The 12,986-nt window shown below is 72.3% G+C and carries 11 protein-coding genes and 1 pseudogene; 9 read left to right on the top strand and 3 right to left on the bottom strand.

The window, feature by feature from the left end:
• Positions 1-8: 8 nt before the first annotated feature.
• A pseudogene (locus tag CGQ25_RS01730) lies at positions 9-797 on the bottom strand (MFS transporter); the annotation flags it as partial.
• A gap of 123 nt (positions 798-920) precedes the next feature.
• Between CGQ25_RS01730 and CGQ25_RS01725 the strand changes: the two are divergent.
• Positions 921-1,568, top strand: a complete 648-nt coding sequence (locus CGQ25_RS01725; protein WP_255405498.1) for a LysE family translocator — start codon at positions 921-923, stop codon at positions 1,566-1,568.
• 43 nt (positions 1,569-1,611) lie between these two features.
• Positions 1,612-2,427: a DUF1684 domain-containing protein gene (locus CGQ25_RS01720; RefSeq protein WP_208711530.1), complete on the top strand. Its 816-nt coding sequence runs from the start codon at positions 1,612-1,614 to the stop codon at positions 2,425-2,427.
• 171 nt (positions 2,428-2,598) lie between these two features.
• Here the strand turns inward: CGQ25_RS01720 and CGQ25_RS01715 are convergent, their stop codons facing one another.
• A complete protein-coding gene (locus CGQ25_RS01715) occupies positions 2,599-3,375 on the bottom strand; it encodes a 3-hydroxyacyl-CoA dehydrogenase (RefSeq protein ID WP_208711529.1) in 777 nt (258 codons plus the stop codon).
• A 117-nt stretch (positions 3,376-3,492) separates the two neighbouring features.
• Between CGQ25_RS01715 and CGQ25_RS01710 the strand changes: the two genes are divergently transcribed.
• From CGQ25_RS01710 to CGQ25_RS01685, 6 genes are all read left to right on the top strand, one after another.
• A complete protein-coding gene (locus CGQ25_RS01710; RefSeq protein ID WP_208711528.1) occupies positions 3,493-4,716 on the top strand; it encodes a glycoside hydrolase family 76 protein in 1,224 nt (407 codons plus the stop codon).
• 103 nt (positions 4,717-4,819) lie between these two features.
• Entirely contained in the window at positions 4,820-5,716 is an 897-nt protein-coding gene (locus CGQ25_RS01705; protein WP_208711527.1) for an alpha/beta hydrolase, read from the top strand.
• Positions 5,717-5,848: 132 nt separating this feature from the next.
• A complete protein-coding gene (locus CGQ25_RS01700) occupies positions 5,849-6,883 on the top strand; it encodes an iron ABC transporter substrate-binding protein (RefSeq protein ID WP_208711526.1) in 1,035 nt (344 codons plus the stop codon).
• A 24-nt stretch (positions 6,884-6,907) separates the two neighbouring features.
• Entirely contained in the window at positions 6,908-8,488 is a 1,581-nt protein-coding gene (locus CGQ25_RS01695) for an iron ABC transporter permease (RefSeq protein ID WP_208711525.1), read from the top strand.
• Entirely contained in the window at positions 8,485-9,633 is a 1,149-nt protein-coding gene (locus CGQ25_RS01690; RefSeq protein ID WP_208711524.1) for an ABC transporter ATP-binding protein, read from the top strand. Before CGQ25_RS01695 ends, CGQ25_RS01690 begins: the two co-directional genes overlap by 4 nt.
• Positions 9,634-9,646: 13 nt before the next feature.
• The gene (locus CGQ25_RS01685; RefSeq protein ID WP_208711523.1) at positions 9,647-10,462 is read left to right on the top strand and encodes an MBL fold metallo-hydrolase; all 816 of its coding nucleotides are present in this window, start codon (positions 9,647-9,649) and stop codon (positions 10,460-10,462) included.
• Positions 10,463-10,516: 54 nt separating this feature from the next.
• Here the strand turns inward: CGQ25_RS01685 and CGQ25_RS01680 are convergent, their stop codons facing one another.
• Positions 10,517-10,858 carry an acylphosphatase gene (locus CGQ25_RS01680; protein WP_208711522.1) on the bottom strand — a complete coding sequence of 114 codons (342 nt, stop codon included), beginning with the start codon at positions 10,856-10,858 and terminating at the stop codon, positions 10,517-10,519.
• Positions 10,859-10,940: 82 nt separating this feature from the next.
• Between CGQ25_RS01680 and CGQ25_RS01675 the strand changes: the two genes are divergently transcribed.
• Positions 10,941-12,923 (top strand): glycogen debranching N-terminal domain-containing protein, encoded by a 1,983-nt coding sequence (locus CGQ25_RS01675; protein WP_208711521.1) that lies wholly within the window; start codon positions 10,941-10,943, stop codon positions 12,921-12,923.
• The last annotated feature ends 63 nt before the right edge of the window (positions 12,924-12,986 follow it).

Here is a 12,986-nt window from a genome sequence, read left to right as displayed (position 1 = left end):
TCTTCATGTCAGCTCTCCTTCTCCGCGCCGGCGGCGACGGGTTCACTGGGCTCGTGGAACTTCGGATCGACCGGGCGGATGAGGAGGTTCGCGATGAACCCGACCACCAGCAGGGCGACCATGATGAGCAGGGCCGGCTGGTACGCCCCCGCTGTGAGCTTCCCGGGTGTCCCCTGGGCGTCGAGCACCGCGTTGACGATGAGCGGGCCCACGACGCCGGCCGCGGACCACGCCGTCAGGAGCCGGCCGTGGATGGCACCCACCTCGAGGGTGCCGAAGAGGTCGCGCAGGTAGGCCGGGGCGGTCGAGAACCCGCCGCCGTAGAACGAGATGATGACGAACGCGAACAGCACGAAGAGCGCCGTGGCCGTGTGGCCCGCGAACGCCAGGAGCAGGTACAGGACCGTTCCGACGCCCAGGTAGCCCATGTACACGCGCTTGCGGCCGATCACATCCGAGGTCGCGGACCAGGCGAAGCGGCCGGCCATGTTGCCGATCGAGAGGAGACCCACGAACCCGCCCGCCACGGACGCGGCGACGAGCGACTTCCCGTCCGGCTGGCGGAAGAAGTCCTGGATCATCGGCGCGGCCTGTTCGAGGATGCCGATGCCCGCGCTCACGTTGCAGAACAGGGCGGTCCAGAGGAGCCAGAACTGGCTGGTCTTGATCGCGTTCGCTGCCGTCACATTGGCGGTCGTGATGAGCTCGTGGGACCGCACGGACGCCGGGTCGAAGCCGGCAGGAGCCCAGCCGGGCGGCGGCACCTTGATGGTGAACGCGCCGAAGAGCATGTAGGCGCCAGTATTCACGCCCCCTGTGACCGGCGTTACACTCCATGCGCCGAGCGGTAGCCGCCGCGCGACGAGCGGCGGCGGGAGCACCGACGTCGTGCGCCGGCGCGCCCCACGTATCCTTGACCGGTGACCCTCACGGAATCCCTGCTCGGCTTCGCGGCGATCGCCGCGCTCATCACGGTCCTGCCCGGCACGGACACGGCGCTCGTGCTGCGCTACACGCTCAGCCAAGGCCGCCGCCATGCCTACACGGCGGCGCTGGGGATGATCTCGGGGGCCTTCGTATGGGGCGCCGCGGCGGCGACCGGGGTCTCGGCGCTGCTGACCGTGTCGACGGTCGCGTACGACGTCCTGCGACTCGCCGGCGCGGCGTACATGCTGTGGCTCGCCGTGGGCCTCTGGCGCGCCTCGTTCGCGAGGCACGACGCCGACCTGCCGCCGGGCGCTCTCCCGCAGCACAGCCTCGAGCCGCTGCGCCGCACGTGGGCGAAGGGCTTCGTGTCCAACATCCTCAACCCCAAGTACGGCATGTTCTGCATCGCAGTGATCCCGCAGTTCCTCGTCCCGGGCGTGCCGGCGGTGTGGATGGGGCTGCTGCTCTCCGTCGTGGCGAACATCGAGGCCATCGTGTGGTTCGTCGCGATCGTCGCAGCCGCACAGTTCTTCAGCAGGTGGCTCAACGGGGCCCAGTTCCGCAAGTGGATCGACCGGGTGACAGGCACGGCGCTGGGGGCCTTCGGCGTCGTCGCCATCCTCGAGACCCGCCACGCCTGAGCCGGTCTGGAAGCACGCCGGTTCCCGTGGCATTGTCGGGACCATGACTGAGACCCCCGACGACGCCCAGCTGGCCCGTTGGCAGCGCTTCCGCGACAACCGCAACGCGGCGCTCGCCGAGGAGCACGGCTGGCTCACGCTGACCTCGTTCCAGTGGCTCACTCCGGAGCCCTCAGCGGTCGAGCTCGTGCCCGGCCTCTGGCACACGGACGAGTCCACCGGCGTCGAGGCGGCGGTCCTCACCGCCCGTTCGGACGAGGGCCTCGTGTTCGACGAGGAAGGCATTCCCGTGGACGGGACCTTCAGCGCGCACCTGAGCGAGGACGAGTCGCTGAACTGGGTGCGCTACGGGACGATCGTCGTCGAGCTCGCGATGCGCGGCGGCCGGTACGCGATCAGGACGCGCGACTCGGCGGCGCCCGCCCGCACCGGATTCCGCGGTGTCCCGGTGTTCCCATACGCGCCGGAGTGGGTCATGGAGGCGCGGTGGGAGCCGTACCCCGAGCCGCGCGAGGTCCCGATCTCCACGGCCAACCCGCTCGTGGACGGGGTTCACGTCTCCGCCGGGGAGGTGGTCTTCAGCCGCCACGGGCACGAGTACCGGCTCCAAGCCGAGCAGGGCCGCCTCAAGGACCTGACCATCACGTTCCACGACGAGACCAACGGCCGCACCACCGACGACTGGCGCAAGGTCACCACTGCGGCGCCCCGCCCCGACGGGACGGTCATCGTGGACTTCAACCGCGCCATCAACTACCCGAGCGCGTTCACCCCGTACGGGACGTGCCCGATGCCGGTGCGGGGCAACTCGCTGGACCTCGCGGTCGAGGCCGGTGAGAAGATGCCCGACGGGGCGTGAGCCGCGCGGCCAGCCCGCCGAAGTCACCTCCTGTGGCGCCGAAGTCACCTCCGTGTGGCGCCGACATCACCCCCTGTGGCGCCGACATCACCCCCTTCGGGGTGACCTCGCGCCCACACGGGGTGACCTCGCGCGCACACGGGGTGACCTCGCGCGCAAGGACGGGGCGTCCTACTTGGGCGCCATCCGGATCGCGCCGTCGAGCCGGATCGTCTCACCGTTGAGCATGGCATTGTCCACGATGTGGGCCACAAGGTTCGCGTACTCGGCGGGCCGCCCCAGCCGGGCCGGGTGCGGGACCTGCTTCCCGAGCGAATCCTGGGCCTCCTGGGATAGCCCGGCCATCATGGGCGTCTCGAAGATGCCCGGGGCGATCGTGACGACGCGGATGAGGTGCCGTGCCAGCTCGCGCGCGATCGGCAGCGTCATGGCATGCACAGCCCCCTTCGACGCGGAGTAGGCGGGCTGGCCGATCTGGCCGTCGAACGCCGCGACGGACGCCGTGTTCACAATGACCCCGCGCTCGGGGCCGCCCAGCGTGGTCTCCACCAGCTCGGTTGCCGCCATCGCATCGGCCGCCAGCCGGATGACGTTGAACGTTCCGATCAGGTTCACCCGCACCACGCGCTCGAACTGCGCCAGCGGCAGCACGCCGTCGCGCCCCAGCACCTTGCCGGGCGTCGCAATCCCGGCGCAGTTCACCACGACCCGCAGCGGCCCCAGCTCACCCGCACGCACGACGGCGGCACGCACCTGCTCCTCGTCGGTCACGTCGGCGGGCACGAAGGCGGCGCGGTTGCCGAGTTCGGCGGCGAGGGCCTCGCCGGCGCTCCCGGGAAGGTCGAGGAGCACGACGGCGGCCCCTGAGGCGTGCAGGCGCCGCGCCGTCGCGGCACCGAGACCCGAGGCCCCGCCGGTGATGAGCGCGCTCGCTCCCTGAAGCTCCATGGGCCCTCCGCATCGATGCACCGAGTTAATCGTGGCTAACCGGACGCCATCCTAGCCGAGCGCGTGAGGCGGGTCACGTCCTACGCCAGCCCGACCCGCCTCGCTAGGGTGAATCGCATGGACCAGGCGCGTGGAGACCAGACAAGTCCGGCCGAATGGGCCCGCCGTGCCCAGATTGCCGCGGACAGCGTCAACGAGGGATTCGGCCATCGCCTCCTGGGCTTCGCCCCGGGAACGTGGATCGGATCCGTTGTCCGGCCCCGGCGCGTCGCGCTCCCGTGGGATCCCTGGCACTACTGGTGGCAGGCCCACTATCTGGACTGCCTCGTGGACGCCTCCTGGCGGAAGCTCGGTGGCCCTGCGCCGCAGAGGGGCGGCCCTGCCCGGCAGGGACAGGACCCCGCAACGCAGGGACAGGGCCCCGCAACAGGGGCAGGGCCGTCGGAGCCCCGGGAGCCCCGTGAGCTCCGCCTCGCCCGGGCACTCCTGCGCACCATCAGGATCAGGAACTTCCTCCAGTACCGGAATGCCTTCTACGACGATATGGCCTGGCTCGCCCTCGCCGCCGGGCGCGCCGAGTTCCTCACCCAGAGGGTCGACGAGCGGGGCATCCGGTCCGCCCGCAACGCCGCGCGCGTCCTCGGCGCCCAGCTCGCCTCGGCCAACACCGACGATCTCGAGGGCGGCCTCTTCTGGAACATGAAGCGGGACTTCAAGAACACGCCCGCGACCGCGCCCGCGGCCCTGCACTTCGCCCGGGCAGGCGACCGCGAGCGCGCCCAGCGCCTCGTCGACTGGCTCAACGCCCGCCTCCTGGACCCCGAGCAGGGCCTGTACCTCGACGGCCTGCGGATGTCCCGCGACGGGTCCACCACCCTCGTGAAGGATGTGTGGACCTACAACCAGGGGCCCGTGCTGGGGGCCCTCCTCGAGCTCGGCGGCAGCGCGAACATCGGGCGGGCGGCCGACCTCGTCGAGGCCGTGGACCGGCGGCTCACGCTGCCCCTCGGCGAAACCCGCGTGCTCCAGGCCAACGGCGACGGCGACGGAGGCCTCTTCATGGGCATCCTCGCCCGCTACCTGACGGTCGCTGCGGTAAGCAGCGGGCTTCCGGCGGAGGCCCGCTTCACGGCGCGGCGGCTCGTCATCGATACAGCGCAGGCGGTGTGGGCCGGTGCCGAGGAGCGGACCGATGGGCAGGGGCGCACCGTCCGGACGTTTCCGATGCACCCCGGCCGGCCGGCGTCGGACGCCTATCCAGAAGGCCGCGGAGTGGAGCTCTCGACCCAGCTGCAGGCCTGGATGCTCCTCGAGTTCGCGCACCAGCTCACACGGGGCTGAAGCCGCGCGCTGTGCCTTGCGTCCGCGCCAGGGACCGGACGATGATCGACACGGCGGACGCCGTCCACATCATGTCCTGCCCCTTCGGCGAGGAGGAACCATCATGGAGTCTTCTCCGGATGACGAAAGCCTCCGTGACGCCTTGCGGGCGCTCGCGCGGGCTCCGTTCACACCCGAGACGATGACGACGATCATGGGCCTGGTGCGCGGGCGGCATGAGCGGCGAGGCTATACAGCTCCGCGGATCGAGCGCGACATCGCCTACGGCCCCGACCCCCGTCAACGGCTCGACGTCCACTGCTTCGAGGGGGCCGCAAACCAGCCAGTGCTGGTGTGGGTGCCCGGCGGCGGCTTCGTCAGCGGGACGAAGTGGCAGCCGGGCACCCCGCACCAGGACAACATCGGTGCCTGGGCCTGGCGGCATGGCGCAGTCGCCGTCGTGGTCGACTACCGCCTCGCCCCCCAGCACACGTGGCCGGTCGCGGCCCGGGACGTCGCCTCGGCCATCGAATGGGTGCGCCGGAACATCGCGGCCTACGGCGGCAGTCCAGATCGGATCGTCCTCGCCGGAGGGTCGGCCGGCGCCGCCCATGTGGCCTCCTTCATGGCCGGCCACGGCGACGGCGACCCGCAGGACGTCGCCGCCGTTGCGGTCGTGTCAGGGATCTACGCCCCGGCCCTGATGGCAGAGGCACCGCACAGGGACCTCGTCCGCACCTACTACGGCAGCGACGAGGACGCGCTGCGGATGCGCTCGTCGGTGGCCGGGCTCGCGGCGTGGCCCGGCCCGCTGCTGGTCACGGTCACCGAGTTCGACCCCCCGGGCTTCCAGGAGCAGGCCCTCCTTCTGGCGTCCGAGCGGCTCCGGGTGCAGCGGGCGCTTCCGTATGCCGCCGTCGTCCCCGGCCACATGCACGCCTCGGATGTGTTCTCGCTGGGGATCGATGACTCGGCGCTCGACCTGATGCTGCGCCAGCTCCTGGCCCGGATCAGGGGCTGACGCATTAGCGAACGCCACATTTGCGTAATTGACGTGATTTCGCCCACAATGGTGGCTGATTCGCCCCGCTCTTAGGCTTGGCTAACCTACAGTCGATCACGAAGAACCCGTGATCGCAGGAAAGAGAACCCCATGACGTTCCGCCCCCGCGCGCTTGCCGGCCTCGCGCTGGCCGCCGTCGCCGCCCTCGGCCTCTCGGCCTGCGGCGGCTCCTCCGCGAACCAGTCGTCCCAGGATCCCAACACGCTCGTGGTCTACAACGCCCAGCACGAGACGCTCACGAAGGAGTGGATCGACCAGTTCACCGCGGAGACCGGCATCAAGGTCGACTACCGCCAGGGCGACGACAGCGAGATGTCGAACCAGATCATCCAGGAGGGCGCGAACTCCCCCGCGGACGTCTTCCTCACGGAGAACTCCCCGGCGATGACGCAGGTGGAGAACGCCGGCCTCTTCGCGGACATCGATGCCGCGACCGCCGCGCAGGTCCCGGCCCAGTACCGCCCCTCGACCAACAAGTGGACGGGCATCGCCGCCCGGTCCACCGTGTTCGTCTACAACAAGGACAAGGTCTCGGAGGCGCAGCTGCCCAAGTCGCTGCTCGACCTCCAGAACCCCGAATGGAAGGGCCGGTGGGCCGCGTCGCCGTCGGGCGCCGACTTCCAGGCCATCGTGTCCGCGCTCCTGGAGACCAAGGGCGAGGACGCCACCAAGGCGTGGCTCGCGGGCATGAAGGAGAACGCGAAGGCCTACAAGGGCAACGTCACCGCGATGAAGGCAGTCAACACCGGCGAGATCGACGGCGCGGTCATCTACCACTACTACTACTACGGCGACCAGGCCAAGACCGGCGAGAACTCGAACAAGGTGGGCCTGCACTACTTCAAGAACCAGGACCCGGGCGCCTTCGTCTCGATCTCCGGCGGCGGCGTCCTGAAGTCCTCGAAGCACCAGGAACAGGCCCAGGCCTTCCTGAAGTTCATCACCGGCAAGAAGGGCCAGGAGGTCCTGCAGAAGGGCACCTCGTTCGAGTACGCCGTCGGCTCCGACGTCCCGTCGAACGAGAAGCTCGTCCCGCTCGCCGACCTCCAGGCGCCGGCCGTCGACCCCGCCAAGCTCAACTCGAAGAAGGTCACCGAGCTCATGACGCAGGCAGGCCTGCTCTAACCCTTGGCAACGCTCCCAGCCCCCTTGATCCCCGCCGCACCTGCCGCGTCGGGCGGGGCGAGCACGACGGCGGGCGAGGGCAAGCGCCCTCGCCCGCCTCTCGGCGTCGTCCTGCTCTCCTGCCTCATCGCGGCGGCCTCGCTCATCCCGCTCGGTTTCGTCGTCGTCATGACGGTCGCGACCGGATGGGACACGGCGGTCGCGCTCATCGTCCGGCCGCGCACGCTCGAGCTTCTGGGCAACACACTCCTGCTCGCCGCGATCTCGGTACCGCTGTGCATCGTGATCGGCGTGGGCGGGGCATGGCTCGTGGAGCGGACGAGCCTGCGGGGGAACCGGATCTGGGCCGTGCTGCTCGCCGCGCCGCTCGCGATCCCGGCGTTCGTCAACTCCTACGCGTGGGTGTCCGCCGCCCCGGGCCTCGAGGGCCTCTTCTCGGGCGTGCTCATCGCGACCCTCTCGTACTACCCGCTCGTGTACATCCCCGCGGCGGCCACCCTCTCGCGGCTCGACCCGGCGATCGAGCAGTCGGCGGCCTCGCTCGGGCTCGGAGCGTGGCGCGTCTTCTTCCGGGTGGTGCTCCCGCAGCTGCGCATCGCCGTCGCGGGCGGCGCGCTGCTTGTGGCGCTGCACCTGCTGGCGGAGTACGGCGCGTTCGCGATGATCCGGTTCGACACCTTCACCACCGCGATCATGGAGCAGTACCGCTCCACGTTCAACGGCACCGCCGGGAACATGCTCGCGTCCGTGCTCGTGGCCGTCTGCCTGGTCTTCCTGCTCGCCGAGGCGCGGCTGCGCGGCAACGCCCGGTACGCGCGGATCGGCTCGGGGGCGCAGGCCACGCCCACGCGGCTGCCGCTCGGCACGTGGCAGCCGCTCGCCCAGGCCGCGCTCGCGGCAGTGGCCGTGCTCGCCGTCGGGGTGCCCCTGTGGGTCGTCGGCCGCTGGGCGATCGCCGGCGGCGCGCGGATCTGGGAGACGTCGGAACTGGCGGGGGCGCTCGGCTCGAGCCTGTGGCTCGGGCTGCTCGGCGCGATCGTGACCACGGTCGCCGCGTTCCCGCTCGCGTTCCTCGCCGTCCGGTTCCCGGGCTGGCTCTCCCGCGCGCTCGAGCTGTCCAACTACGTGACCAGCTCGATGCCGGGGATCGTCCTCGCCCTCGCGTTCGTCACAGTCGCCCTGCGAGCGGTCCCCGGCGTCTACCAGAGCACGGGCCTCCTCGTCGCCGCCTACGTGCTCCTGTTCCTCCCGCGCGCGCTCGTCAACCTCCGCGCCGGCCTCGCGCAGGCGCCCAAGGAGCTTGAGGAAGCGGCGCAGGCGCTCGGCAGGCCGCCCATCATGGCGTTCGTGCGCGTGACCCTGCGGCTGGCCGCCCCCGCGGCCGCCGGCGGTGCAGCGCTCGTGTTCCTTGCCGTCGTCAACGAACTGACCGCGACCCTCCTCCTCTCCCCGATCGGCACCAAGACCCTGGCCACCGAGTTCTGGAGCCTCTCGAGCGAGATCGACTACATGGGCGCGGCGCCGTACGCGCTCCTCATGATCGCCCTCTCGGCGCCCATGACGTACCTGTTGTTCCAGCAGTCCAAGAAAGCAGCCGGACAGTGACCGAACAGATCCCCACCCCCACCGCCGCGGCCCGGCTCCCCGAGCCGCGCATCGCGCCGCAGATCGCGGAGACGGCGGACCACCACCTCGACATCGAGGCGGTGACGAAGAACTTCGGCCACCAGCAGGTCCTCAAGGGGATCAACCTGTGGGTGGCGCGCGGGGGCACCACGGCGATCGTGGGCCCGAGCGGGTCCGGCAAGACGACCCTCCTGCGGCTCATCGCCGGCTTCGAGGCGCCCGACACGGGGCGCATCCTGCTGGGCGGCCGCGAGGTGGCCGGCGACACGTGGGTCCCCGCGCACCGGCGCAACATCGGCTACGTGGCCCAGGACGGCGCCCTGTTCCCGCACCTGTCCGTCGGGCAGAACATCGCGTTCGGGCTGGACCGCGAGAAGTTCCGCGGACGGGCCGCCGTGGCGCAGCGGATCGAGGAGCTCCTGGACATGGTGGCCCTCGACCCCTCCTACGCCAAGCGGCGTCCCCACCAGCTCTCGGGCGGCCAGCAGCAGCGCATCGCACTCGCCCGCGCCATGGCGTGCGAGCCGGAGATCATGCTCCTCGACGAGCCGTTCTCGGCGCTCGACGCCGGCCTGCGCGTGGCCACGCGCCGCGCGATCGGCAAGGTCCTGCACGAGGCCGGCGTGACCACGATCCTCGTGACCCACGATCAGGCCGAGGCACTCTCGTTCGCCGACCAGGTGGCCGTCATGCGCGGGGGCAAGCTCGCGCAGATCGGCAACCCGTTCGTCGTGTACACGCGGCCTGCGGACCGGGCCACCGCCGAGTTCCTCGGGGACGCGGTCATCCTCGACGCCTGGCTCGAGGGGTCCCTCGCCATGTGCTCGCTCGGGGCCATCCCCGTCCGGCGCCCGCCGGCCCAGGGCCGCGTGCAGATCATGCTGCGCCCCGAGCAGATCCGCATCGCGGCGGACTCCCGGATCCACGGCACCGTGCTGGACTGGGACTACTTCGGCCCCGAGTCCTCGGTGCGGATCAAGCTCCCCGAGCGCCCCGCCGACCCGCGCATCCCCGGCGGCGGAGAGATCATCACGATCCGCCACTGGAACGCGGCGATGGCCCGCTCCGGGATGGACCTGGCCCTCAAGGTCATCGGCGAGGGCGTGGCCTTCCCGGTCGAGTAGCTAGGCTGGGCGCATGGCCGACGACGTCTCCTCCTCCCCCGGCACCCCCGCTCCGGCAGCGCGGTGGGTCGAGAGCTCCGCGCTGACCCGGTACCGCCTCGCCCCGAACCCGGGGCCGATGAGCCTGGACGGGACCAATTCGTACGTGGTGTCGGCTCCGGGCTCGGAGTCGGTGGTCGTGGTGGACCCGGGCCCGCTGGACGGGACGCACCTGGATGAGCTGGCCGCGGCCGGCCGGGTCGAGCTCATCGTCCTGACCCACCACCACCCCGACCACACGGAGGCCGCGGAGGAGTTCCACCGCCGCACGGGTGCACCGGTCCGCGCCCGCGACGCCGCGCTCTGCATCGGCGCCCCGGCGCTCGACGACGGCGAGCGGCTCGACGCCGCGGGCGTGCGGATCGAGGTCCTCGCCACACCGGGGCACACCGCGGACTCGGTCTGCCTCCACCTCCCCGACGACGGCGCGCACGGCTCCGTGCTCACGGGCGACACCATCCTGGGCCGCGGGACCACGGTGATCGTGTTCCCCGACGGCCGGCTCGGCGACTACCTCGCGTCCCTGGCCCGCCTTGAGGCCCTCGGCCCGGCGACCGTCCTCCCGGCCCACGGGCCCGTGCTCCCGGACGTCTCCGAGGTTGCCCGCGCCTACCTCGCCCACCGCGAGGAGCGGCTCGGCCAGATCCGCTCCGCGCTCTCCCAGCTGGGGCAGGACGCGCCGATCGCCGCCGTCACCGACGCCGTCTACAGCGACATCGACCCCAGCGTCCGTCCTGCCGCCGAGAACTCAGTCGCGGCGCAGCTCGACTACCTGCGCGGCTGGGCGTAGCCGGCCGCAGGGCGCAGCAGCGGGGCGCAGCCGGCGGCCACAGGGGCCGCAGCGTCAGAACACGCGGAACCGGGAGAACTCGCCGGTCCCGGGCCCGATGGAGGCCTCGACCTCGTCCACGCGTCCCGGGGCGTCCTCCGACCGGAGCCACGCCAGCAGGGCTTCGACATCCTCCCGGGACCCCTCCGCCGTGACCTCGACAGTCCCGTCTGGGAGGTTGCCCGCCGAGCCGACGAGCCCGAGCCTGTCCGCCTCGCCGAGCGTGGAGTAGCGGAAGCCCACCCCCTGCACCATCCCGGAGACGGTCGCGTGCAGGCGCGCCTCGGGGGCCTCGCCCGCCTGCGGCGGTGACTGGCCGTCGTCGTGCTCGGCGCGGCGGCGTCGGAAGATCGACATGCCCCCAGTCTCCGACGCACCCACGCGCGCGCGCCACCCTCGGGCCTGTTGGAGTGTCGGACCGCGGCGGTAGCGTGGCGGCATGAGCGCCCCCCTCCAGCCCTCACTCCACCGGCAGCACGTGGCCCTCGCCGCGCCCACGCAGATCTGGCTCGGGCCGGACGGCCGCCTCGCGCCCGAGCCTCCCGGAGGCGGTGTCACGGGGGTCTTCCACGCGGACACGCGCTTCCTCGACCGCGCCCTCGTCATGGTCGACGGCGCCGAGCCGCAGCCCGTGGGCGTCACCGGCCGCGGGCCCCGGCTCACGGTCGACGGCCTCGCGAGGAACATCCCCGGCCCCACCCTCGACCCGGCAGTGCGGGTCCGGCAGCACTGGAGCGTCGAACCCGGCAGGGTCCGGCACCGGATCGAGCTGAGCACGTCCCTGCCCCGGCTCGAGTGCACCCTCACGGTCCACCTCAGCGCCGACTTCGCGCCCATGGACGCCGTGCGCGTGGGGCGCGCCGCCGGCACCGTCCCGCCCGAGGGGCCCGGCCCGCAGGGCAGCGGGACGCACGACCGCGGAGGGCTGGCCTGGGCGCACGGCGAGCACCGGGCGGTGCTCACGGCAGGGCCGGGGCTGCCCGGAGGCGGGGCCGCGAGCGTCACGACGGCACTCGACAGCGACGGCGACGACACCGACGGCTTCCCCACCGGCCACCCGGCCCTGTCCTGGCGCGCCGTCCTCGAACAGGGCGAGCCGTTCCGCGCGGAGTGGAGCGTGGAGCTCGAGGACGCCGGCGCCGTCGTGCGCGCTGCCCCGGACGGCGGGGTGGAGGCGGAAGCGCGGCAGGACGCGGTCGGGCGGCTGGTCGCCGGGTCGCTGGCGGAGTTGGCCGGGCTGCGCCTGGCCACCGCGAAGGTGCCGGACGCGCCGTTCCTCGCGGCGGGCGCACCGTGGTACTTCACCCTGTTCGGGCGCGACTCGCTGTGGGCCGCACGGCTCCTGCTCCCCCTCGACACGGCGCTCGCCGCGGGCACCCTGCGCACGCTCGCGGCCTATCAGGGCCAGCGGCACGATCCCTCCTCCGCCGAGGACCCAGGGAAGATCCCCCACGAGGTCCGGGCACGCGAGCTCGTGATCGACGGCGGCCCGGGCGGGGACCAGCTGCGCCTCCCGCCGGTGTACTACGGGTCGGTCGACTCCACTCCCCTGTGGCTGTGCCTCCTCGGCGAGCTGTGGCGCACGGGCCGGGCGCCCGAGGTCGTGCGGGCGCTGCTGCCTGCCGCGCGACGTGCCGCCGCCTGGCTGCTCGAGGCCGGAGCGGGCGGGTTCCTCGCGTACCGGGACGAGTCGGGGCACGGGCTCAGCAACCAGGGCTGGAAGGACTCCGCGGACGCCATGCAGTTCCTCGACGGGCGCCGCGCCGAGGGGCCGATCGCGCTCGCGGAGGTCCAGGCCTACGCATTCCAGGCGGCGCACGAGGCGGCGGCGCTGTTCGAGGAGCTGCGCGAGCCCGGGGGCGGCGCTGGCCTGCGCGAGCAGGCGGCGGCCCTGCGCGACCTCGCCGCAGGGCTCCGGCGGCGGTTCCGCGAGCAGTTCTGGGTGGACGACGGCGCGGGCCCCTTCCCGGCCATGGCTCTCGACGGCGCCGGGACGCCCTTGGACCCGCCCGGATCCAACATGGGGCACCTTCTGGGCACGGGACTCCTCGACGCCGACGAAGCCGAACGGGTGGTGGAACGGCTCACGGGTCCCGAGCTGTTCAGCGGCTTCGGGATCCGGACGCTCTCCACCGCCGCGGCGGGCTACTGGCCGCTGAGCTACCACTGCGGCTCGGTGTGGAGCCACGACACGGGCATCGCCATCCGTGGCCTGCTGGCCGACGGGTTCCGGGCCGAGGCGGCGGCCGTGGCGCGCGGGCTCGTGCGGGCGTCGGAGTCGTTCGGCCACTCCCTCCCCGAAGTGTTCTCCGGGGAGGGATCGGAGGAGGCGGACCGGGCCCTGCCCTACCCCTCCTCGTGCCGGCCGCAGGCGTGGAGCGCGGCCGCGGCGCTCGTGGCCGCCCAGGCCCTGGGGCGCTGAAGGAGCGCCCGTCCCGCCCCCGCGAAGGCCGCCGAGCCTTGCCTGACCAGTTCGTGCCGCTGA

The sequence above is a fragment of the Sinomonas sp. R1AF57 genome, from assembly GCF_002224485.1.
Taxonomy (GTDB): domain Bacteria; phylum Actinomycetota; class Actinomycetes; order Actinomycetales; family Micrococcaceae; genus Sinomonas; species Sinomonas flava.
Note: the sequence above shows the minus strand (reverse complement) of the source record. Positions and strands in the feature narration are given on the sequence as shown.

Coding starts and splice junctions, on each gene's coding strand:
- CGQ25_RS01720 (WP_208711530.1), top strand. CDS start 1,612: ATGACTGAGACCCCCGACGACGCCCAGCTGGCCCGTTGGCAGCGCTTC.
- CGQ25_RS01715 (WP_208711529.1), bottom strand. CDS start 3,375: ATGGAGCTTCAGGGAGCGAGCGCGCTCATCACCGGCGGGGCCTCGGGT.
- CGQ25_RS01710 (WP_208711528.1), top strand. CDS start 3,493: ATGGACCAGGCGCGTGGAGACCAGACAAGTCCGGCCGAATGGGCCCGC.
- CGQ25_RS01705 (WP_208711527.1), top strand. CDS start 4,820: ATGGAGTCTTCTCCGGATGACGAAAGCCTCCGTGACGCCTTGCGGGCG.
- CGQ25_RS01700 (WP_208711526.1), top strand. CDS start 5,849: ATGACGTTCCGCCCCCGCGCGCTTGCCGGCCTCGCGCTGGCCGCCGTC.
- CGQ25_RS01685 (WP_208711523.1), top strand. CDS start 9,647: ATGGCCGACGACGTCTCCTCCTCCCCCGGCACCCCCGCTCCGGCAGCG.
- CGQ25_RS01680 (WP_208711522.1), bottom strand. CDS start 10,858: ATGTCGATCTTCCGACGCCGCCGCGCCGAGCACGACGACGGCCAGTCA.
- CGQ25_RS01675 (WP_208711521.1), top strand. CDS start 10,941: ATGAGCGCCCCCCTCCAGCCCTCACTCCACCGGCAGCACGTGGCCCTC.